Genomic DNA, 22,484 nt, shown 5'->3' on the forward strand with positions numbered 1-22,484 from the left:
AACAATTCACTTAACATTCTTAGGTTTTATTTTATCACGTTCAGAGGATTTTCTCAAATGCTCTTTTCTGCTAGAAACTGCTCCAAATCTTGTTCATGCTGATACTTGATGGCTGCCTTCTTGTCTTTTTCAAAAATGGTCTTCGTTAGGTCGATATGGTTAATAGCTGCAATTGCCACTGTGTAGTGAATGATATCTGCCAACTCCTTTGCCAATTCCTCGTTTGAATCTTGGACCCCCTCTTTTCTACCTGAACGTCCATTTAAAACCTCAGCGACTTCTCCAACTTCTTCTACTAGTTTGATAAAAAGTCCTTCTTCTGTTCTAGATTGTTGATAATGATCAAGTAAGTATTCCTCTAGTTGTCTGACTGTTAAATCTCTCATTCCTTCTCCTTGCAACAAAAAAACGGGACAAAGCCCCGCCTTTTATTTTTCGTCAATAACGATTCTTACTTTTTTATCTTCAGTTGGGACAGAGTAGACAATCGTTCTTATCGCAGAAATGGTGCGACCTTTCCGACCGATTACACGACCAACATCGCTAGGATCAAGGTCAAGGTGATACTCCAAGAATTCAGGAGTATCTTCGATCTTGATGGTTAAAGCATCCGGTTGTGAAATCAAGGGTTTCACAATTGCAATAATGAGATTTTCAATCGTATCCATACATCAACCTACTTAAAAAATTATTTTGAGAATTTAGAATCGTGGAATTTCTTCATCACACCAGCTTTTGAAAGGATGTTGCGAACTGTATCTGAAGGTTGAGCTCCATCAGCCAACCATGCAAGAACGCGGTCTTCTTTCAAAGTTACTTGGTTTTCTTCAACAAGTGGATTGTAAGTTCCAACTGTTTCGATGAAACGTCCATCACGTGGTGAACGTGAATCTGCTACGTTAATACGGTAGTAAGGTTTTTTCTTAGAACCCATACGAGTCAAACGAATTTTAACTGCCATTTTTATAAGTCTCTTTTCTATATTTTAATTTTCGGTGAAATAGACAAGCTATTTAGCACATGATCTATTATAACACATTTTATAGAGCTGTCAAGAAAAAAACTTGACAGTATTTAAAATTTTTTATTTTATCAGTAAATCGGCGATTTCTTGATAGTTGCTAACGGTATAAGTCGGTACTACCAGGCTGGTATTTTCCTTACGATCAGGATTATACCAGACGGTATCAATCCCCGAAGCATTTCCTCCTGCGATATCCGCCGTCAAGGAATCTCCGATCATAAGGGTCTCTTCCTTGCTAAAACCTGGAATCAGTTGGCCAACTTTGTCAAAAAATGCAGGTTCTGGTTTCTGAGTATGAAGCTGTTCAGAGATAAAGACCTCTTTGAAATAAGAAGCAATTGTAGAATGAGCTAAGCGTCCTTCTTGAATGGCAGTCACTCCGTTCGTTGCACCATAGAGCTGGTAACCTGCTTTTTCAAGTCGAGCCAGTAAGTCCTCCGCACCGTGGAAAGACTGCCCCTGAAGACTGATGTAATCTTGGTAGCGAAGAGCCATCTCAGCCCCATCAACCGTGATCCCAAAGTGGGCAAACCCAATCGCAAACCGACTATCCACGAGCTCTTGCTTGGTTAATTTCTTTTGTTCCAAATCCTTCCAGAGACCTTGGTTCATGGGTTTGTAGTAATCCTTAAAGGCCTGTACATCTGGAAAATTCATGTCTTCTAACATCTGCGTTAAGGCCGTTTCTTCAGCAGATTCAAAGTCCAACAAGGTATGGTCCAAATCAAAAAGTAAAAATGTATATGCCATTACAAACGATCCTTCAATTTTTCTACAAATAAATAAGCCGCTGGGCAAGTGAGGGTATTCTTGATGGTCAGATGGTTGATCTGATAAATCTTCTTGCGATCGGTGTGAGGGAATTCCCGACAAGCTTTAGGCCGAACATCATAGATGGAACAGAGATTGTCCCCACCAAGAAAAGGGCAAGGCATGGATTTAAAAACCTTGTCCCCATCTTCGTCAACTTGAAGAAATTCAGCCTCAAAGGCAGGAAGCTTCATCTTGAAATATTTGGCGATCCGCGTGATATCGGCCTCCTTAAAATCGGGCCCTAAGGTTTTACAGCAATTGGCACAAGCCGTACAATCGATTTCTTGGAAAACTTCATCGTGGATTTCTTGCGCTAGTTTATCTAAATTCTTAGGTGGTTTCTTCTTGAGATTCGCCAATACCTTGCGGTGCTCCTTTTGCTTTTGGAGAGCTAACTGATGGTATTTTTCAATATCAATTTCCTGTGTCATCCTCTATTTCCTCTTCTAAACAATAGAAGCATTATACCACAAAGACTGTGAAAAAAGATAGATCTTGCGATCTATCTCACTTAATTAATCGGTTACAGCACCTGTTCCATCTAAGCTCCATGTGTCTTCGATGTATGGGATAAAGGTTTTCAAGGTTTCTGCATCTCCTTCAAATGAAATGGTATAAACTTTTTCACCCTTCTGGAAGATCCAAGTAATCAGGTATTGACCAGATTTCATGACAATTTGAAGCTGGTAGGCATCCAGACCTGCGACTTTAGTCCGCGCTCCCGTCATCTTCCCAACATCCTGATTGTCTTCCCACATAACGGCTAGTTTCTTGGCCAGAAATTCAGCATTAAACTCGATATCCGCAGGAACTTTGGCTTTTTCTTTGGTAAAACTGTTCAGGGTAACAATATTATAACCACTTCCATCAGTATATTGGACAGCCTCAACCCCACTAAGGTCCGTAAACTTGATCCATTTACTTGGAATATTGATGTATCCATAATCTGCATTTCCAATCCGCTTGGTTTCTTGACTGGAAGTGCTTTTCTTTGTAGAAGCAGTATCCTTTGACGAAGAACTGCTTGGTTTCTTTTCGACTTTGCTGCTACTTTCTTTTGTAGAAGAAGCTGCTGTATCTTTTTTAGTGGTGTGACTACAAGCCATTAGGGTGTAGGCAGAGAGAATCGTAAGGGATGCGACTAGTAATTTACGTTTCATGATCACCCTCCTTGAGAACGTTTTCTTTCCTCTAGTCTACCATGAAAGTGGGTATTTTAAAATAGGATAAGTGTCACATCTGATGGAACCTTTCTCATTCAGTCTATTTCTTTTATACCTATAACAAAAGTGCCCTTTTGAGGCACTTTAAATGTTATTCTTCATCCATTGACAAGACAGATAAGAAGGCTTCCTGTGGTACTTCTACAGATCCAATTGCCTTCATCCGTTTCTTACCAGCTTTTTGTTTTTCAAGAAGCTTGCGTTTCCGTGAGACGTCCCCACCATAACACTTGGCCAAGACGTTCTTACGAAGGGCCTTGATATCTGTACGAGCCACGATCTTATGACCGATCGCCGCTTGGATAGGCACTTCAAACTGTTGACGAGGAATAATCTTCTTGAGCTTCTCAACGATCAACTTACCACGTTCATAGGCAAAATCCTTGTGAACGATAAAGCTGAGGGCATCGACAGTATCGCCATTGAGAAGGATATCCATTTTGACCAATTTAGAAGGACGGTATTCAGACAACTCATAGTCAAAGCTCGCATAGCCTCGAGTAGAGGATTTCAATTTATCAAAGAAATCAAAGACAATTTCCGCCAGTGGGATTTGATAGATGACATTGACTCGATTTTCATCGATGTAGTCCATGGTCACAAAATCCCCACGTTTGCGTTGGGCCAATTCCATGACAGCTCCGACAAACTCTTGTGGCACCATGATTTGCGCTTTGACATAAGGTTCTTCGATTGAAGCGATCTTGGTTGGATCTGGGAACTCAGATGGGTTAGACACATCTAGTGCTTCGCCATCTGTCAAATTAACCTTGTAGATAACAGACGGTGCTGTCATGATCAAGTCAATATTGAACTCACGCTCTAAGCGCTCTTGGATAACGTCCATATGAAGAAGTCCCAAGAAACCACAACGGAAACCAAAACCAAGGGCTTGAGAAGTTTCCGGTTCAAATTGAAGACTAGCGTCATTCAATTGCAATTTTTCCAAGGCTTCACGAAGATCATTGTATTTATTGGATTCGATCGGATAGAGACCTGCAAAGACCATTGGGTTCATCTGCTTGTATCCATGTAGTGGCTCACTTGCTGGATTGGTCGCTAAGGTCACAGTGTCCCCGACACGGGTATCTGCAACGGTCTTGATAGAGGCCGCAATATAGCCAACGTCTCCAGTCGCAAGGAAATCACGGCCGACTGCTTTAGGAGTAAAGATCCCAACTTCTGTGACATCAAAGGTCTTGCCATTGCTCATGAGCTGGATCTTATCGCCTGGTTTAACCATTCCATTGACCACACGGACCTGAAGAATTACCCCACGATAGGCATCATAAACAGAGTCAAAGATCAAGGCTTGAAGAGGGGCTTCAACATCACCCGTCGGTGCTGGAACTTTCTCAACGATCTGCTCCAAAATCTCTTCAATCCCGATACCAGCCTTGGCAGAAGCTAGGACAGCTTCACTAGCATCCAACCCGATGACATCTTCTACTTCTGTGCGCACACGTTCTGGATCTGCAGCTGGCAAGTCAATCTTATTAATGACTGGAAGAATTTCCAAATCATTGTCCAGCGCTAGGTAAACATTGGCCAGAGTCTGGGCTTCAATCCCTTGAGCGGCATCCACTACGAGAATGGCTCCCTCACAGGCAGCGAGCGACCGCGAAACCTCATAGGTAAAGTCCACGTGTCCTGGTGTGTCAATCAAGTGGAAGATATAGGTTTCCCCATCTTTAGCCGTGTAGTTCAACTCGATGGCATTAAGCTTGATGGTAATCCCACGTTCCCGCTCCAGGTCCATACTATCTAAAAGTTGGGCTTGCATCTCCCGACTAGACACGGTTTCGGTTTTTTCTAAAATTCGATCGGCCAAGGTTGACTTTCCATGGTCAATATGGGCGATGATCGAGAAGTTCCGAATCTTCTCTTGTCGTTTTTTTAATTCTTCAAAATTTGGCATAATCATCTTCCTAGTAAATTTAATCGTACTCTTCATTATAACAAAAAAGATAGGCCTTTGCCTATCTTAATTCATTATTTTCAAAAATCGCTTCTGCGTTTTATTACCCTCATAGCCTATTCGTTCGTAAAAGAGATGAGCTTCTTTTCGATGAGAGGCAGAATTTAAACGAATAAAAGCATAATGCTTGCTTTTGGCAAGTTCTTCAACTCGCTCCATCAATTGGCGACCGATCCCACGTCCTTGAGCAGATGGAAAAACCGCAAGACCCAAAATATTTAAACCAGCGTCACTATAAAGGCTTTCATAGACTTCCGCTTCCACATAACCAAGAATATTTCCTGTTTGTTCCTCTTCATAAACAAAGCAAAAATGATCTGAATCTGGCAAATTAAATTTATCAATCTGAGCTGCCACTTTCTCAAGGGTTGAATCATAACCCAAAGACTGGTGACATAAATCTCTAATTTGACCTGCATCTTTGACTTGAACAGTACGAATCATAGCTCCACCTCCATGAACTCTTTGCTCTTATCTTAGATCTTTTTCCTCAAAAAGTAAAGGAATATCTGATAAAATTTAAAATGAAAATCCGATTTAGATCAAATTCATCTTTTTTCGCATTTCTCAGGGATTTCTATTTACTTTTTCGATTTAATTCATTATAATAGTAAGGGTAAATACAAGGAGGTGAGTACGTTGGCCAGAGGTCGTGGAAAAGCAAGCCCTCAAGACAAAGAGGCATTACGGATTATATCGGAAAAAATCAGAGAATTACTGAAAGAACAAGGAAAAAAGCAGATCGAATTATCTCGTATTACTGGAATCCCTGCAAGCACCCTGACTGGATATGTAAAAGGAACTTCTCTTCCCGTTCCTGAAAATTTAGAGAAGATTGCAGCCTTTTTCCAGGTAGCGGTTGCTGAAATTGACCCGCGATTACGCAATGATTTTGTGGTCATTGATTCAGAGATTGAACGATTGTATAAACAGCTCGATGAAGGAAATCAAGAAAATCTTCTTTCTTATGGAAAGAGTCTCTTGACCCATCAGAAAGAAAGACAGAAGATTGAAAAGCAATACCACTCTTATTCTGTCTATGATTCTTTTGCAGCTTACCAAAATCAAAAGCAAGCTGATATCGTCTGGTTTGATCAAAAGATTCCTTACGATTTGGCTTTTTGGATTCATACGGATTCCCTCGAGCCTAAATACGAAAAAGGGGCTGTTGTGTTAATCAAGCAAACCTATTATGATCAGGCAGGGGCTATTTATGCCATTGATTTTGATGGACAAACGTTGATCAAACGGGTATTTCGTGAGGCCAACGGTATTCGACTGGTTTCCCTCAATAAGAAATATAGTGATCAAATCATTCCACTAGATGAGGAACCTGGGGTGATTGGAAAAGTGATTGATGGCTTTGTTCCTCTTGATTTGGAGGAAATCAAATGATTAAATTAATTGCGATTGACTTGGACGGAACTCTTTTGCATGAGGATAAGACTCTATCTAAAGGCAATATTGAAGCTCTTCACCGAGCCCATGAAGCCGGCTATGACATTGTGATCTGTACGGGGCGCCCCTTAGCAGGGGTACGGCCCATCTTTGAAGAGATTGGACTCCCTGATGGCAACTACTATATGATTATCAATAACGGGTGTACAACCTTGTCTACTAAGAATTGGGAAATCATTGGTAAGGAAGAATTGAGCCTTGAGGACATGCACCGCTTGCAAGTTTTGACGGAAGATACAGACGTCCAGCTAACCTTATTTGACATAGATCACTACCTAGTGGTCGCACCTGAAGCCAGTGAACTTGTCACGATGGATGCGGGTATTGTTAATAGTAAACCGACACCAGTCTCAGAAGAGGATTTGCCCAACCTTGTTCCTATTTTTCAAGCTATGTACGTAGGAGATCCTTCTGCTATTGATGCCTTCCAAGCTCAGCACGAGGCTGCATTAGAGGCCGATTTTAACACTGTTCGTTCACAGGATATCTTGTTTGAAATCTTGCCAAAAGGCGCGAGCAAGGCTTCTGCTCTTCAAGCATTAAGTCAAACATTAGGCTACAGGAGAGACCAGGTCATGGCTCTTGGAGATGCAAACAATGACCTTGAAATGCTACGTTTTGCTGGTTACAGCGTCGCTATGGGAAATGGCAATGCTGCTGTCAAGGAAATAGCAGACTTCATCACCCTGACCAATGATGAGGATGGTGTGGCCCATGCTATTCACAAATTAATTGAAACTGAAAAAGGAGAATGATCATGAAATACCAAAATTTGTTGGACCGTTTTATTACCTATGTAAAAGTTAACACACGTTCAGATGAAAATTCTACAACCACTCCAAGTACCCAATCACAAGTTGATTTTGCAACAAACGTCTTGATCCCTGAAATGAAACGCGTGGGTCTTCAAAACGTCTACTATTTACCAAACGGCTATGCTATTGGAACGCTTCCAGCTAATGATCCAAGCTTTACACGCAAGATTGGATTTATCTCTCACATGGATACCGCTGACTTCAATGCCGAAAATGTCAATCCACAAATCGTTGAGAATTATGATGGGGGTGTCATTGCCCTTGGTGACTCTGGTTTCACACTCGATCCAGCGGATTTTGCTCATTTGAACAACTACAAGGGACAAACCTTGATCACAACGGATGGTACTACTCTTCTGGGTGCAGACGATAAGTCAGGTATTGCTGAAATCATGACAGCTATTGAATACCTGACAGCTCATCCTGAAATCAAACACGGAGAAATCCGTGTCGGCTTTGGTCCAGATGAAGAAATCGGAGTCGGAGCAGATCAATTTGATGCAGAGGATTTCGATGTAGACTTTGCCTATACTGTCGATGGTGGTCCTCTTGGAGAGCTTCAATACGAAACCTTCTCAGCAGCTGGGGCTGAAATTACCTTCAAAGGGCGCAATGTCCATCCAGGTACAGCCAAAGGTCAAATGATCAACGCTCTTCAATTGGCCATTGATTTCCATAACAAACTCCCTGAAGGAGCACGTCCAGAATTAACCGAAGGCTATGAAGGCTTCTACCACTTGATGAATATTGATGGAACTGTCGAGGAAGCAAGTGCTAGCTACATCATTCGGGACTTTGAAACTGAAAGCTTTGAGAAACGCAAAGACCTCATGAAATCTATTGCCGATCAGATGAATGCGGAGCTCGGTAGCGAACGCGTTCTCCTCACCCTCAAAGATCAGTACTACAACATGAAGCAAGTGATTGAAAAAGATATGACGCCGATTACCCTTGCTAAGGAAGTCATGGAAGATCTTGGTATCACTCCAATCATTGAACCAATCCGTGGTGGTACAGATGGATCTAAAATTTCCTTTATGGGGATTCCAACACCAAATATCTTTGCCGGTGGAGAAAACATGCATGGTCGCTTTGAATACGTAAGTCTCCAAACCATGGAACGCGCAGTTGATACCATTATCGGTATTGTGACCAAAAAATAAGAAACAAAAAAAGGATTCGGATAGTTTGTCCGGATCCTTTATTGTCTATTAGAAAGCTTGACAATATCTTTGACCTGATCAATGGTCTGAATCAGGCGAAGGCTTGTCTCATTGATCGAAAGATAATAGACTTTATCTGCCAAAGATTCTGTAAAAGGACGATTCGTGAGTAAGATCACCTGTTGTCCTTTTTCTTTCAGCTCTTTCACTTGCTTTCTCACCTTTTGGTAAAAACACTCATCACGGATTTCTAGATCATCTACTAAGACACAAGCAGCGTCCAAACCCAATGATTCATTGGTTCCATATCGGGTCAGATAATAGGCTGCTCCCGCTTTGACCTCATATAAGCCAGCTGATGGCTCAACCGGAAGAAAGGCTGGGCTTGTCTCAGCCTCTACTCCTTTATCTAACTCCACTAGATTGGCCAAGACCTGCAAATAAACAGGTGCTAATTTACTCAAATCCAAGAGTTCCTCAAACTCAAAACCACGTTTCAAAGCTTCTAAGATATAGAAGAGCCGGTGTGGCATATGACGAGCAATTTTCTGGATTAATTCATCATCGCTCATTTCCTCAGGAAGGATGGTCAGCAAGTTCTTATCTTTAATGGTTTCTAGGGCTTGTTGATAAGCTTCATCGATTCTCTTCCCAAACCCATAAACTGCCCCATAAGAGTGAATTTGGGTATTGAGACGGGCATTTTTAGCAGCATCAGAAAAAATCGGAATCTTAAAGAAAATATAGTCCAAACTCGGTTCGTAAACGGCCTTTAAATCCTTTAATAAGGGATGAGGCAAATGCTCGAGAGATCGCCCTAATTGTAGCTGAACTCCTTGCTCAAATAAGGAATAACCCAAGCCCATAGAGGCCATTGAGATACTATCTGAAGCAAATGGGTTAACTTCTAGGATATAAAAAGCATAGCTGGTCGGATCCAAAGCAAACTTGATCGAAATGGCTCCTGTCAGCTTCAAATAGCGACTGATGTGGATCGCTGCTTCACGAAGATTTTGAAACTCTCGGTCAGTCAGAGTGACCGCTGGCATAAATTGGTAAGAGTCACTAGAGTGGATCCCAACAGGATCAATGCTTTCAATAGAGGCCGCCAGGTAGTGATTGTCTTCGCGATCCCGCATGACTACAAAATCCAGTTCCTTAAAGCCATAAGTCGAAAACTCCAGCAAACACTGCTGACTTGGAGAAACCGAAAGTCCCATTTCTACAGCTTCGCATAAATCATCCAAGTTATGAGCGATCTTTCGCCCTTGCCCTTGCTTACTCGCTACTGGCCAGATCATAATAGGAAATTGAATGCCTTCAGAAAACTCGATAGCTTCTCGAACAGAACCAACCAGTGCGGAAGCGGGTACTTGATAGCCCAGCTCTTGAAAGAGACGTCGTTGATCTGCCTGTTGGTAAAAATTACGGTAGCGTTGGAGACTCGGCCCGACAATCATAATCGATGCATCTTTGAAAAATCCAGTTTCTTCCAAACGAAACAAGAGATTCAAAATCTGTTTGTCCGCAAAAGCTAAGAGCAAGCGAGATCCAGTATAAGAAAGAAGAGTCGTCCTAAGAGCATCCAGCTTGAGCTTACTAACTACAACTATATCTGTAGCTTCTTGGGTGATAGCATTTTCCTCGCCCAAATAAAGGACAAGAGCATTCCCATCCTTGGCATTGAGTTTTTGTGCTTCATTTACCGCAGCCAAGAGGCTAATATCCTGATAAGAATCTCCACACAGGAGAAGCAATTTCTGGTTTTGTTTCATCATTCCTTCTCCCTTCTACTTTCGTGAATTTTGGCATCAATCAACTCTAAAAATTCATCGTAAAAATAGAGATTTTCTCTTGGACCTGGACTAGCATCTACTTGGAATTGAACCCCTAAAATTGGTTGGTAACGATGACGAAAAGCTTCAATACTATGGTCATTGACATTTTCATGTGTGACCAATAAATCATGGGGCAGACTGTCCCTCGCTATACTATACAAGTGATTTTGACTGGTTATCTCGATTTTTCCTGTCGCAATTTCACGCACAGGTATGTTCAAGCCGAAATGTCCGACTTCCATAGGGGCCAGCTCAGCGCCGTAAGCTTGTGCCAACAACTGAGCTCCCAAGCCCATACCCCAGATCGGAATCTGACCATTGAGCTTTTTGATCAAGCGGCAGAGTTTTTTCACCTGATGGGGATCGCCTGGCCCACTGGATAAAATAACCCCATCTGGTTGCTGCTCCATCAGTTCATCATAAGAGATATCATAGGGATAGACTGTCACATTACAGTCCCTTTGACTCAGCTGACGTAAGACAGAGTGCTTGACCCCTAGATCAATCAAGGCAATACTCTTTCCAAAACCAGGTACAGCATAGGCTGTTTTGGTCGAGACTTGACGTACTTGGTCTTTTGGAAGGACTGTCGCTCGCAACTGATCCAAGATATGCTCGATCGAATCCCCCTTGTTAATAACAGTTGCCTTCATCCGTCCATACTTGCGGACAATTTTTGCCACCTGGCGGGTATCAATCCCTACAATACCAGGGATTTTTTTTCGCTTCAAGAATTCATCCAAGGTCATCTGCTGCCGCCAATTGCTCGGCATCTCCACCAGATGCTGAACCACTACTGCTAAACAAGTGGGTGTAATGGATTCAGAATCATCCCGATTGATTCCTGCTGCGCCAATAACCGGAAAGGTACAGGAGAGGATCTGGCCACTAAAAGCCTGATCCGTGATCAATTCTTGATAGCCTGTCATGGCTGTCGTAAAGACCAATTCACCAGTCACATATAAGTCTGCACCAAAGGCTTCCCCTTCAAATACAGTCCCATCCTCTAGGACCAATAATCGTTTCATCGAACCCCTCCCTTCTTTTTCACTAGTCCAATTTTATCATAGTTCCTCAAAAAAAGGAAAGTCAGATTCCATGTAGCTCTCTACTCTGTCCTCTTTCTTTCCTTTCAATGAATTGTCAGTTATCTTATTTTGCACCGCGACCTTTAAGGACGGCTTCAATGATGGCCATACGGACAAAGACACCGTTGGTCATTTGTTCTACGATGCGTGATTTAGGAGCTTCTACCAAGTGGTCCGCAATTTCAACGTCACGGTTGACTGGTGCTGGGTGCATCAAGATCGCTGTATCTTTCATACGGTCATAACGTTCTTGAGTCAAACCATGAAGACGGTGGTAGTTTTCTTTAGAGAAGAGTGATTCGTAATCATGACGTTCGTGTTGCACACGCAAGAACATCATCACATCTACATCTTCAATGACTTCATCGATAGTGACGAAGGTTCCATAGTCTTCAAATTCCGCACTTCTCCATTCGTCTGGACCTGCAAAGTAGAGGGTTGCTCCCAAACGTTTCAAGATTTGCATATTTGATTTTGCCACACGTGAGTGATCCAAGTCCCCAGCGATACAAACTTTCAAGCCATCAAAGTGACCGAATTCTTGGTAGATGGTCATCAAATCAAGCAAACTTTGGCTTGGGTGTTGACCTGAACCATCCCCACCATTGACGATAGAGGCTGTGATCGTTGGGCTTTCAACCAATTCTTTGTAGTAGTCCACTTCAGGGTGACGGATGACGCAGACATCTACTCCAAGAGCTGACATGGTCAAGATGGTGTCGTAAAGTGTTTCACCTTTGTTCACAGAACTTGTCTTCACATCAAAGTCAAGGAGATCACATCCCAATTTCAACTCTGCCACTTCAAAGGCTTTGTGGGTACGAGTTGAAGGTTCAAAGAAAAGGTTTGAGATGATGTGTTGGTCTTCGTAGGCTGCTTTAGCTCCGTTTTTGAACTCAATCCCACGTTTGATCAACGCCATTACTTCTTCATTGGTAAGAGTTTCCATTGAGACAAGGTTTTTAAGAGCGATTTGATTTTCAGACATGTTGATTCTCCTTTTATAATGTGAATGCAAATAGTTTACAATTTGTTTAAGCTTCTTTGATGAGGACGCGGTCTTGGCCGTCTAGCTCCACCATCTCGACAATGATTTCCTCTGACTTACTTGTCGGGATATTTTTCCCAACAAAGTCCGGACGAATCGGCAACTCCCGATGCCCACGGTCAACTAGAACCGCAAGACTCACTCGAGCAGGACGACCGTGACTGACCAAATTGTCAATGGCAGCGCGTATCGTGCGACCTGTATAGAGGACATCATCGATCAAGATGACCTCTCTATGAGCGATATCAACTGGTAAGACCGTTGTATCTTCTGTCGCCTTCATATCATCTCGGAAAGGCTTGGTATCTAGTTCTGCTACAGGGACATCGATTTGTTCCAGCTGAGAGAGGCGTTCTTGGATCCGGCGAGCGATGTAAACACCACGCGTCTTGATCCCCACCAGCACAATCTGGCTCAAATCTTTGTTTCGTTCAATGATTTCGTAGGTGATGCGGGTAATGGCCCGTTTCATCGTCAAATCATCAACGACTTCTTTGGTTTTCATTCAGTCCTCCTTAGTTGTAAAAGAAAAACCTCCTTTTTCAAGGAGGTTCAGCAAATGAATGGTCTAAGAGGATAGAGTCTCGCCCTATGGTCCTAGCCATTGTTTTTCACAGTCTCCTTGCCTGCCTCACGGGACAGGATTAAAGGATTTATTTAATTGAGATAACTATATCACAGTTTCAAACGACATGCAAGAAAAAACTCAACATTTTTCAAAAAAATTTAAAGATATGACTTTTCGTCCGAATAATGTTCGGTTTTTACTAAGAAACAGCCGATTTCCGCTTGATATTTTTAATCCCATAAAGCACATAGCCAGCCAAGAGGTAAGCGATAAAGATGATCACCACCCATTTTCCAACAAAGGCCCAGCCGTATTTATTAACATTGATAAAGAAATAGGCAAAGGGACTATCTTTTGCACCTGGAATTGGCCACTTCAAGACCAAACCATTGAGAAGGGCAAAGAGCATATAAGCTACAGGAAGCAAGGTCCAAGCCAAAGGATCCAGCTTACGGTATTGCTTGGGCTTATCAATCACTAGAGTGTCAAAGAAGAACATCAAGGGAACAATATAGTGACAGAGGAAGTTTTCCAAACGATAAAACTTCTCTGGTGTCGCAAGAGGCGCCAACATAAAGTGGTAGATGACACAGGTGATCATAATGGACATGGTTACGGCGCCTTTCATACGAAGGTAACCCTGAGTCTGGGTCGAACGACCTCGAACCATGCGCCAAACCATGTCTCCCATAAAGAACATGACCAACATGTTGGATAAAATGGTGTAATAGAGCATCATGCCAAAGCCACCATGCTTGGTCAGTTGCAGATAAACGCCGAGTACACTTAAGATAAACAATAGAAAACGATAGCTAAATAATAGTTTGAATTTCATAGTATTCTCCTGAAAGAAAAGGGGCTAGGCCCTTCCTCTTATCTTTAGATTTTCTTCACAAATTCTGATTTGAGTTTCATTGCACCAAAACCATCAATCTTACAATCGATGTTATGATCGCCTTCTACGATACGGATGTTTTTCACGCGCGTTCCTTGTTTCAAATCCTTCGGTGCACCCTTGACTTTCAAATCTTTGATCAAGGTTACCGTATCGCCATCAGCCAATTTGTTTCCGTTGGCGTCAATCGCTACGACACCCTCTTCTTCTTCGACCTCAGCTGGGTTCCATTCATAAGCACACTCTGGACACACCAAGAGTGCTCCATCTTCATAGACATATTCAGAGTTACATTTTGGACAGTTTGGTAAGTTATTCATGTTTATCTCCTTATTCAAATTAACTTTCATAGTATACCATGAAAGCAAAAATTTGACAAATCCTGTTCGACTGTAGGATTTTCAAAAAAAGGAGGCAACTTGGCCTCCTTACATGGATGATATCTTTCAATCTTCTTGCAATTCTTGAATATCCCGAATCACGCGCACGCCTGCTTGATTCTTCTCGCCCAGTTCAGCATCAGAGTATGGGAAGGTATTGATCAAGATACTCTCCATGCCGATACTTTGGGCCACGGCAACATCTGTTGTAAAGTCATTCCCCACCATGACCGTTTTCTCAGGGTTCAACTGGTGTTCTTTCAGCACTTTCAAGAGGAACTCTGGCTGAGGTTTGCGAATACCTGCATCTGATGACAAGTAAATGGCATGGAAAAGTTCTCTCAAACCTACTAAATTAATCTCAGGATTGGTAAATTCTGCTTGGGCATTGGATAAGAGATAGATCCGGCAACCTGCAGCTTTCATATCCTCTAATACTTCTTTCGTGTGAGGATAAAGCTCCAATCGTTTGCGAGAAAGGACACGGAAAGTCCGTGCAATCAAACGTCCCCACTCTTTGAGGTGGGCAACACTGTTTCCACTTGGATGACTTTCTAGATACAATTGCACAAAAATGACCGTCAGATCAATCTCAGGATGGGCAACTTGTTTTTCCTTGGCCAAGTCTTCTTCAGCTTGTTGCACCAACTCTCTATAACGCAGGCGCAGACCTTCTCCTATGTAACTTGCCCCGTAGGATTGGTAGATCTGAGCCATAGTATCCCATAAGACTGGACTGTCCTCATCGGTTTCGATGTCGACCAAGGTTCCATAAAAATCAAAAATATAATTTTTAAATGCGTACTTGTGCGGATTCATCTCTCACTCCCGTAACAAACATCGTAAAGGTTGCCTTGCAGACATTGGCCCCGTCTTGATTGGTAATATCGACATCCACAACTCGAGTCGTGCGTCCACTATGGACACATTCGCCATGGATCGTGAGGACATCCCCCAGACGCCCTGCTTTCAAGTAATTGATCGAGGATTGCAAGGTCACCCCATCGACCCCTTGAGAAACCACGACCAAACCACTGACTTGGTCACACAGGGTAAAGAGATAGCCTCCGTGCGCATTTCCATAATAATTGAGCGAGGATTCCACGACCTTGGTTGTCACCACTACATGGCCATCTCTCATCTTTTCGATTTCATAATTTTCAAATGCAGCAATTGCATCAAAGTGAAAATCTTTCATATACTTGCCACCTTTTCTAGCATCTTTTCAACTCCTCTATCATACTACAATTAAGAAGCAGATACAAGCAAAGGGGCAATTCCTTAGAAGCAGAAAAGGAGACTCCAACTAAGTAAGAAGACGATACTAGGAACAATGTATTTTCGGGGGTGCTTCCAACATTCTCTCTTTAAATTCCATTTTCTTAAAGGAAAATAGATTTCAATCAGTAAGTGCAAAACAGCTTCCACTACTGCTAGAAGCATCACTCCTAGTAAAAATAGAATCCCCAAGTCAGGCATGACCACCATTTTTAATAATAGAGCAACAAATAGATTCACAGCTAAGAAATAAGTCAGCAATACACGGTAATACATCAAGTAAAATAACCGACTCTTAGGAAGGGACTTAACATGATCAATCAAATCTTTATCCGCGGAAATGAGGGTGGTTAATGGCGTATTGACAGAAGCCATCGTTAAAAGAATGATGATTTTTAAAGGAGCATTATAATCCTGTATCAGAATGAGAAGGAGGAATATGAGAGTAAAGACAAAGTTGATGGAAAAATAGCGCTCTTGAAACAAGGAAATCCAAAAATAATTGCCACTTCTTCCCTTTGCGACGAGCAACTGATCATTTTTTGAAATCGCGACCAGGTCCTCATTTTTAAAAATTAAGACAGCAAGGAGGACTGACAGTAAGATCATATAGGACACTTGTTGGACCCATAAAGAAGAGACTGTGAGAACAGTTGTTACAAAAATGAGCACCCCTCCTAGAAAACTGGGCCTTGTATTGAACTGGATAAAGACATAAAAAACACTCAATACCACCAGTAAAGATAGGAGGACAAGCTTAAAGGATTGTGGCAGGTCTAACTTGATTCCCAAAAAGAGGATCAATAACAGCACGCGCTCTAACAAATTGAGAAGAAAGGTTACCGTCAGAAAAGAACCTTTGAAACGATTGAGAGACAACGGAAGCTGGTAATAGGCCTGGACCCTGTCCATCGAAAAGTAGGAATACAACAATTGAAAGGTTGATAGTGCAGTGACAATAGCCGTACTGATCAATAAGACTTGAAAGCTCGTAGAAAATTTGCCCCCAACAAGATGGTAATAAAGAGCAAAGGCTAAGGAAGTCAAGAACAAGAAGAACCGATTTTTGGATACCAAATCTCTAAAAATTGCTAGTAGCATGCTCTACCCCCTTTGACGATTGACGTCATGAAACCAATCTTCTAAATTCGATTCGATCGCGTCTAGGTGACCATCTTCAATATAATAAGCTGTATCACACACCCGAACAATACTCTCTGCGATATGCGAACTCATCAGAATAGAGCCTTCTTCTTTATACAGCAATAGCAAACCATATAGAAATTCTGTCGCATCAAAATCAAGGCCATCAAATGGTTCGTCCAAAATAAGGAGGGGAGGTTTGAGATAAAAAGCTGTGATCAAGAAGACTTTCTTCTTATTTCCCGTTGACAAACTACCGATATCTGTGTTGAGAAATTCTTCAAAATGAAAACCTGAGATCAGGTCCTGCAATACCTTTTCATCTCTCTTTCGATGATACAAACGACAGACAAAATTAAAATAGTGAACAAAATCCCAGTTTAAAAAACTATTGTTTTCAGTAAAAACTGTATAGGTACGGCTCTTATAGAAATTCGTATGAAAAGAGCTTACCTTATCTTCTATAGTAACAGTCTCAACTGCATACTGCCGATGATCAAAAACACTACTTAAAGCTTTTAGCAAGGTTGTCTTCCCAGCTCCATTTCGACCAATCAACCCTACTACAGAATGATTGGGTACAAGCAAATTCACGTCTTTTATAACGGGCTTGTCTTTTTTATACCAAACATTTAGCCCCTTGATGTTTAAACACTCACTCTTCATCGACGCACTCCTTTATAAAGGTAAGAAGCCCCAACTAAAAGCAACAGCAGAGCGTATAACCATTCCTTTTGAAAGGCAAAGACTAAGGCACCGATCAAGAAGCAAATTCCTATAAGGATTCTAAATTGTAATTTCATATCTTGCCTTCTTTCTATTCACAGTATGAAAGATTACAATTGTATTTTATGCTTATACTATAGTACTTTTTTAAAGCAGATTCAAGCACTAATGGAACATTCTCAATGCTTTAAGCAACATTTTATCTTTGAAGAGAAATTTGAAGAGAAAAAAGAACTAGATACCTCTAGTCCCTTTACTTAAAATCTTATTTTTTCCCAGTCGTCGTCTGTCCGTTTGCGATAATAGAACTCAGACAAGTCCGGGTCTTCCATCACTTCCAGCAGAGGAAGCATGTCGTAGGACAAGTCCAACTTTTCTAATTGGTCCTTCTCAACCCAAGAAACTTCTCCTTCTTCAGATGATCTGAGCTGGCCTGTAAATTCTGTTGCTTTGTAGCAAAAGACAATATAGCGGCCTCCCTCATCTGGCTCCCAGTCTTTGACTGCGACCAGTTTTGGATCTGCAATTGTCAGTCCTGTCTCTTCGTAGACTTCACGAATGACGGATTCTACAAGGCTTTCTCCTTCTTCGATATGGCCACCTGGAAAAGCATGGCCAGCCCAGTGAGTCTTTTCAGGTGAGCGGTATTGGAGGACAACTTTATTCGTTGAAGTGTCTTCAATCAGACATAGATTTGTTAAAATGGTAGATGTTTCGCGTGACATATATTTCCTTTCTATGATATTGACAATTAATCAATATAAACCTTTTTCTTTATCTCTTTTTTCATCACAAAGGGATTTACCAGCTCATGGTATTCATCATAGTCATCCAAAAGAGAGCCTCTCTGAAAGACAATTGACTTCTCTTTTAAATAATATTCCGAGTGAATCGTTACCGGACCATGGCCATCAAAGGTAAAGAACAACTCAATGAAAAATGCTAGAATCAGGCTAGCAAAGAGACTCAAGAGAACACTCACAAGATTCTTCCAATTTGGTGCATGTTTTCGATAGAAGCGATACCAGCTGTGACATAGAATAGTCACAGCCCCTAGATACAACCAGGGATTCCAGAGGAGCGGCGTAAAGGCACAACCATTGAAGTCCAAAAGGAAGTTAGCAAAAACAAAAAGCAACAAAATCAGATACAAGATTCGAAACAGGTTCCGATACTTTCTCATGTTGATCTCCCTTTCTTAGTAATTGGTTTAAACTGGATCTCCTAAAGTAACATCAACAGAATATGATAACCTAACCGGAGCCAATGTTCTATAAGGGGCGTATCCGGATCATTTTTTTTGCTGTCTAAGAATAGACTTAGCGATAATAAAAGTAAGCTAAGTGCTATAACTATTTTAAGAACCAATCTCATACCACCAAGAGCTAAAGAAACTATTGAACCAATTAGTGGTAAAGGGGAAAATATAAATGCCACTATGCCGAAATAGATCTTAATCAATGATAAAACCAATAAACCATAAACAACAATCTTCGTAAATAGAGAGACTCTTTTATCTTCTTTTTTCAGTTTTGAAATGAAATAGATGACATAGATCATATACATAAACAGCAACATATTTATTTCCCCTATTTCCCATAGATTTTAATTCTATTTTATCCAACATCCGTTAAGAATACAACCGCTTGCCTAGAAATGTCCAACAAAGACAAGGACAGGATCAGAGTTTCTTCACTTCTGCTGCTACCTTTTGGAGATGCTGTTCCCGCATGCTAGCGGTATTCACATCCCGGCCGACTTCTCCTAAGATGCAGACGCGCTTGGTTTTAATCCCACAGTGGTTCAAGACGGCATTCTTCAAAACAGAGATGCCATAACTATCAGGAATGTTAAGAGAACCTGAAAAAATCTTGTACCACCAAGTAGGCGCCATGGAGGTCGCATAAATACTGGCTGTTTTCCCTTTGAGCAACTTCTTAAATTGTTTGCCTCTAAAGTAATTCCAGATAAAGCTACCCTGATCATTTGCCGAGTAGGCAATCCCCGGTGTAAAGACCCGGTCGATCCAGCCCTTCATAAGGCTCGGCATACTACTCCACCAGATGGGATAGACAAAGATCAGGTGATCCGCCCACTGGATCCATTCTTGAGAACGAAGGATAAAGGGATCTTCTTCCATCCGCTTTCGGTAGCCATAGCGAAGAACCGGATCAAAGTCCTCTTCATTGAGATTAATCACTTTAAGCTCGTGGCGATTTGAGTCAATTGTTTCGACAATGGTTTTAAAAATAGCCTGACAGTAACTTTCCTTATCCGGATGCCCATTGATGACTAGAATCTTCATTCGTCTTCTCCTTCATCTCTTTGGTTCATTCTATCTCTTTTATATTTTTACTTGATTAATTGATAATGTTTCAAAGATTGATAGATACGTCCTTTAGGAATTTTTATTTGAAGAACACATCATCCGCAATTCCTTAACAGGTTTTCCAAGTGTAAGTATTTGTTCTTGGCCATCAAAAGTAAAACCCATTTTTTGATAGAAAGCAATGGCTCGCTTATTATCTTTCAATACCCATAAATAAATTTCAGAGAATTGATCAAGAGCAGCAAATGCAGCATGCATTAACTGTTTACTCACACCTTTTCCATAGTAATCTTTTAAAACATATAAGGCAATGATTTCACCAGCTTGAATGGTCTCATCACGGTAATTTCCATAGCTGATAAATCCAACGACCTTCTTTCCATCCATCCATCGCAATCAAGGTATTTTCTGGATATTTTTGACTAAAGAATCGACATTTTTCTAATGTCATCGTCTCCTGAAAATCCGCGGGTAAAAGATCGTCATAAGCCTCTCTCCACGTTTGCCAATGAACGAGAGATTTTCCTTCTATCTCTTCAGGAGTTTCCATTGTTTTAATGATAAACTTCAATCGCTTTATCCTTTCTAATCCAAAGCCTTGACTTCCAACATCATATCTCGGATTTGGGCTGCCAACTCAAAATCAAGCACTTCCACGGCTTCTTGCATTTGGCCTTGCAGTTTCTTGACCAGTTCCTTGCGCTCTTGGCGGTTGAGACTGGTGATATCCACTTCCTTGTCCTCTTCTTTGGCCACAGCCTTAGTAACAGAAATAAGATCTCGGATTTCCTTTTTGATGGTTTGTGGCACAATGCCATGTTCTTCATTATAGGCCATCTGAATCTGACGACGGCGGGCCGTTTCATCGATGGCTTTTTGCATAGACTGGGTCATGGTGTCCGCATACATGATCACGTGACCCTCACTATTACGGGCAGCACGACCGATGGTCTGGATGAGTCCACGTTCATTGCGGAGGAAACCTTCCTTATCCGCATCGAGGATGGCAACTAGGCTGACTTCCGGTACGTCAATCCCTTCCCGAAGCAGGTTGATTCCGACCAAGACATCAAAGACCCCTAAACGCAAATCACGAATAATCTCCGTCCTCTCTAGGGTTTTAATGTCCGAGTGCATGTATTTGACCTTGACACCCATTTCCTTAAAGTAGTCGGTCAAGTCTTCCGCCATCTTCTTGGTCAAGGTGGTGACAAAGGTCCGCTCTCCACGTTCTACACGCGCATTGATCTCACCCAAGAGATCGTCCATTTGTCCCATGGTCGGACGCACTTCCACTTCTGGATCGAGTAGACCTGTCGGACGAATAATCTGCTCGATGACGGTATCCGTCTGTTCCATCTCATAGTCACCTGGTGTCGCAGACACATAAACGATCTGGTGGACATGGCTTTCAAACTCCTCTCGACGCAGTGGCCGGTTGTCTAGGGCAGAAGGTAAACGGAAACCATAATCAACCAACATTTCCTTACGAGAACGGTCACCATTGTACATGCCTTTGATCTGTCCCATGGTCATGTGGCTTTCATCGATCATGATGAGAAAATCTTCTGGGAAGAAGTCCAAAAGGGTGTACGGTGGCTCTCCTTCACTCCGGCCATCCATATGACGGGAGTAGTTTTCGACCCCATTGGTGTAGCCCATCTCTCGCAACATCTCAATATCATACTCAGTCCGTTGTTTCAATCGTTGAGCTTCTAAGAGCTTGCCTTCCTTTTCAAAGATCTTTAACTGCTCTTCTAGTTCCGCCTGAATCTTGGCAATGGCCACTTCCATATGGTCGTCATTGGTCACGAAGTGTGTAGCCGGAAAAATAGCTAAGTGGTCCACATCTCCTAGAACCTGGCCGGTCAAAGCTTCAATCTCACGAATCCGCTCAATCTCATCCCCGAAAAACTCGACTCGAAAGGCATGCTCATCACGCGAAGCTGGGAAAATCTCGACCACATCTCCACGGACACGGAATTTCCCCCGTTGAAAGTCGATGTCATTGCGCTCAAACTGGATGTCCACCAAGTCATTGAGCAAACGATCACGAGAAATCTCCAGACCTGGGCGCAGGCTGACCACGCTGTCGGCATATTCCTTAGGAGAACCCAACCCATAGATACAAGAGACAGAAGCTACAACTATCACATCATTTCGTTCTAAAAGAGCGGAGGTTGCTGAGTGACGAAGCTTGTCAATCTCATCATTGACCGAGCTATCTTTTTCGATATAGGTATCGCTCGATGGCACATAAGCTTCTGGCTGGTAGTAATCGTAGTAAGAGACGAAGTACTCGACCGCATTTTCAGGGAAAAATTCCTTGAACTCCCCATAGAGCTGGCCCGCTAGGGTTTTATTGTGGGCGATGACCAAGGTCGGCTTATTGACCTGGGCAATGACCTGACTCATGGTATAGGTCTTCCCTGTACCAGTTGCCCCCATCAAGATTTGGGCCTTTTCGCCACCTTCGATGTTATCTACCAACTGTTCAATGGCCTGCGGTTGATCCCCAGACGGTTGGTATTTGGATACTAGTTTAAATTTGTTGTCTGTTACTCGATTAATCATCTCTTTGTCCTCACATATATAGACCTTATTTTACCATAAATCACCAGAATTCTCTGTGATGAGGAATGAAGAGAGAAGACAACATATTACAGCATGATCCATTAAATTGGTACATGAGGGAATTACAATCTAATTAATTGGAC

Annotated in this window: 25 protein-coding genes and 1 pseudogene; 3 read left to right on the plus strand and 23 right to left on the minus strand. The window is 42.0% G+C overall.

Annotation, left to right across the window (positions count from 1 at the left end; genetic code table 11):
- Positions 1 to 53: 53 nt before the first annotated feature.
- The 8 genes from ACESR9_RS01055 to ACESR9_RS01090 form a co-directional block, all read right to left on the minus strand.
- Entirely contained in the window at positions 54 to 386 is a 333-nt protein-coding gene (locus ACESR9_RS01055) for a MazG nucleotide pyrophosphohydrolase domain-containing protein (protein WP_003001737.1), read from the minus strand.
- Positions 387 to 428: 42 nt separating this feature from the next.
- Positions 429 to 668 carry an RNA-binding protein KphA gene (kphA, locus tag ACESR9_RS01060; protein ID WP_003001620.1) on the minus strand — a complete coding sequence of 80 codons (240 nt, stop codon included), beginning with the start codon at positions 666 to 668 and terminating at the stop codon, positions 429 to 431.
- A gap of 20 nt (positions 669 to 688) precedes the next feature.
- Positions 689 to 961: a 30S ribosomal protein S16 gene (rpsP, locus tag ACESR9_RS01065; protein ID WP_003007475.1), complete on the minus strand. Its 273-nt coding sequence runs from the start codon at positions 959 to 961 to the stop codon at positions 689 to 691.
- Positions 962 to 1,084: 123 nt separating this feature from the next.
- Positions 1,085 to 1,774 carry a pyrimidine 5'-nucleotidase PynA gene (gene pynA / locus ACESR9_RS01070; RefSeq protein ID WP_373105037.1) on the minus strand — a complete coding sequence of 230 codons (690 nt, stop codon included), beginning with the start codon at positions 1,772 to 1,774 and terminating at the stop codon, positions 1,085 to 1,087.
- Positions 1,774 to 2,268, minus strand: coding sequence for a YkgJ family cysteine cluster protein (locus ACESR9_RS01075; RefSeq protein ID WP_045759503.1), 495 nt, complete (start codon positions 2,266 to 2,268; stop codon positions 1,774 to 1,776). The genes pynA and ACESR9_RS01075 overlap by 1 nt, the downstream gene beginning before the upstream one ends.
- A gap of 84 nt (positions 2,269 to 2,352) precedes the next feature.
- Entirely contained in the window at positions 2,353 to 2,997 is a 645-nt protein-coding gene (locus ACESR9_RS01080; RefSeq protein ID WP_302692239.1) for a hypothetical protein, read from the minus strand.
- A gap of 154 nt (positions 2,998 to 3,151) precedes the next feature.
- Positions 3,152 to 4,978, minus strand: a complete 1,827-nt coding sequence (gene lepA / locus ACESR9_RS01085) for a translation elongation factor 4 (RefSeq protein WP_009731117.1) — start codon at positions 4,976 to 4,978, stop codon at positions 3,152 to 3,154.
- Between the two features lie 66 nt (positions 4,979 to 5,044).
- Positions 5,045 to 5,482, minus strand: a complete 438-nt coding sequence (locus tag ACESR9_RS01090; protein WP_070587372.1) for a GNAT family N-acetyltransferase — start codon at positions 5,480 to 5,482, stop codon at positions 5,045 to 5,047.
- A 195-nt stretch (positions 5,483 to 5,677) separates the two neighbouring features.
- Here ACESR9_RS01090 and ACESR9_RS01095 point away from each other — a divergent pair, with 195 nt between their 5' ends.
- From ACESR9_RS01095 to pepT, 3 genes are read left to right on the plus strand one after another with little or no spacing between them, the layout of a single operon-like run.
- On the plus strand, positions 5,678 to 6,433 hold the full coding sequence (locus ACESR9_RS01095; protein ID WP_031577084.1) for a LexA family transcriptional regulator: 756 nt from the start codon (positions 5,678 to 5,680) through the stop codon (positions 6,431 to 6,433).
- Positions 6,430 to 7,251 (plus strand): Cof-type HAD-IIB family hydrolase, encoded by an 822-nt coding sequence (locus ACESR9_RS01100; protein WP_373105043.1) that lies wholly within the window; start codon positions 6,430 to 6,432, stop codon positions 7,249 to 7,251. Before ACESR9_RS01095 ends, ACESR9_RS01100 begins: the two co-directional genes overlap by 4 nt.
- A gap of 2 nt (positions 7,252 to 7,253) precedes the next feature.
- Positions 7,254 to 8,474 carry a peptidase T gene (gene pepT / locus ACESR9_RS01105; protein WP_003011473.1) on the plus strand — a complete coding sequence of 407 codons (1,221 nt, stop codon included), beginning with the start codon at positions 7,254 to 7,256 and terminating at the stop codon, positions 8,472 to 8,474.
- 38 nt (positions 8,475 to 8,512) lie between these two features.
- On the opposite strand, the gene ACESR9_RS01110 is transcribed toward pepT, so the two are convergent.
- The 15 genes and pseudogenes from ACESR9_RS01110 to uvrB form a co-directional block, all read right to left on the minus strand.
- Positions 8,513 to 10,252 (minus strand): ATP-binding protein, encoded by a 1,740-nt coding sequence (locus tag ACESR9_RS01110; protein WP_373105045.1) that lies wholly within the window; start codon positions 10,250 to 10,252, stop codon positions 8,513 to 8,515.
- Positions 10,249 to 11,340 carry a carbamoyl phosphate synthase small subunit gene (locus ACESR9_RS01115; protein WP_373105048.1) on the minus strand — a complete coding sequence of 364 codons (1,092 nt, stop codon included), beginning with the start codon at positions 11,338 to 11,340 and terminating at the stop codon, positions 10,249 to 10,251. The genes ACESR9_RS01110 and ACESR9_RS01115 overlap by 4 nt, the downstream gene beginning before the upstream one ends.
- A 124-nt stretch (positions 11,341 to 11,464) precedes the next feature.
- Complete coding sequence (locus ACESR9_RS01120) at positions 11,465 to 12,388, minus strand: aspartate carbamoyltransferase catalytic subunit (RefSeq protein WP_049488079.1); 924 nt, start codon at positions 12,386 to 12,388, stop codon at positions 11,465 to 11,467.
- 46 nt (positions 12,389 to 12,434) lie between these two features.
- Entirely contained in the window at positions 12,435 to 12,953 is a 519-nt protein-coding gene (pyrR, locus tag ACESR9_RS01125) for a bifunctional pyr operon transcriptional regulator/uracil phosphoribosyltransferase PyrR (RefSeq protein WP_003001719.1), read from the minus strand.
- 262 nt (positions 12,954 to 13,215) lie between these two features.
- Positions 13,216 to 13,851, minus strand: coding sequence for a Pr6Pr family membrane protein (locus ACESR9_RS01130; RefSeq protein ID WP_373105051.1), 636 nt, complete (start codon positions 13,849 to 13,851; stop codon positions 13,216 to 13,218).
- A gap of 44 nt (positions 13,852 to 13,895) precedes the next feature.
- The gene (locus tag ACESR9_RS01135) at positions 13,896 to 14,231 is read right to left on the minus strand and encodes a zinc ribbon domain-containing protein YjdM (protein WP_003016288.1); all 336 of its coding nucleotides are present in this window, start codon (positions 14,229 to 14,231) and stop codon (positions 13,896 to 13,898) included.
- A 126-nt stretch (positions 14,232 to 14,357) separates the two neighbouring features.
- Positions 14,358 to 15,110, minus strand: a complete 753-nt coding sequence (locus tag ACESR9_RS01140; protein WP_373105054.1) for an HAD family hydrolase — start codon at positions 15,108 to 15,110, stop codon at positions 14,358 to 14,360.
- On the minus strand, positions 15,085 to 15,489 hold the full coding sequence (locus ACESR9_RS01145) for a PaaI family thioesterase (RefSeq protein ID WP_003016342.1): 405 nt from the start codon (positions 15,487 to 15,489) through the stop codon (positions 15,085 to 15,087). The genes ACESR9_RS01140 and ACESR9_RS01145 overlap by 26 nt, the downstream gene beginning before the upstream one ends.
- A gap of 83 nt (positions 15,490 to 15,572) precedes the next feature.
- A complete protein-coding gene (locus tag ACESR9_RS01150) occupies positions 15,573 to 16,670 on the minus strand; it encodes a hypothetical protein (RefSeq protein ID WP_373105057.1) in 1,098 nt (365 codons plus the stop codon).
- Positions 16,671 to 16,673: 3 nt separating this feature from the next.
- The gene (locus ACESR9_RS01155) at positions 16,674 to 17,378 is read right to left on the minus strand and encodes an ATP-binding cassette domain-containing protein (RefSeq protein ID WP_373105058.1); all 705 of its coding nucleotides are present in this window, start codon (positions 17,376 to 17,378) and stop codon (positions 16,674 to 16,676) included.
- A 317-nt stretch (positions 17,379 to 17,695) separates the two neighbouring features.
- Positions 17,696 to 18,163 (minus strand): 8-oxo-dGTP diphosphatase, encoded by a 468-nt coding sequence (locus tag ACESR9_RS01160; protein ID WP_373105060.1) that lies wholly within the window; start codon positions 18,161 to 18,163, stop codon positions 17,696 to 17,698.
- Positions 18,164 to 18,189: 26 nt separating this feature from the next.
- Positions 18,190 to 18,621 (minus strand): hypothetical protein, encoded by a 432-nt coding sequence (locus ACESR9_RS01165; protein WP_373105061.1) that lies wholly within the window; start codon positions 18,619 to 18,621, stop codon positions 18,190 to 18,192.
- A gap of 498 nt (positions 18,622 to 19,119) precedes the next feature.
- Positions 19,120 to 19,743, minus strand: coding sequence for an NAD(P)H-dependent oxidoreductase (locus tag ACESR9_RS01170; protein ID WP_373105062.1), 624 nt, complete (start codon positions 19,741 to 19,743; stop codon positions 19,120 to 19,122).
- A 93-nt stretch (positions 19,744 to 19,836) separates the two neighbouring features.
- Positions 19,837 to 20,338: pseudogene (locus tag ACESR9_RS01175) on the minus strand (GNAT family N-acetyltransferase).
- A 14-nt stretch (positions 20,339 to 20,352) separates the two neighbouring features.
- The gene (uvrB, locus tag ACESR9_RS01180) at positions 20,353 to 22,341 is read right to left on the minus strand and encodes an excinuclease ABC subunit UvrB (protein ID WP_373105065.1); all 1,989 of its coding nucleotides are present in this window, start codon (positions 22,339 to 22,341) and stop codon (positions 20,353 to 20,355) included.
- Positions 22,342 to 22,484: the final 143 nt, after the last annotated feature.

This window comes from Streptococcus parasanguinis (assembly GCF_964238605.1).
GTDB lineage: Bacteria > Bacillota > Bacilli > Lactobacillales > Streptococcaceae > Streptococcus > Streptococcus parasanguinis_AJ.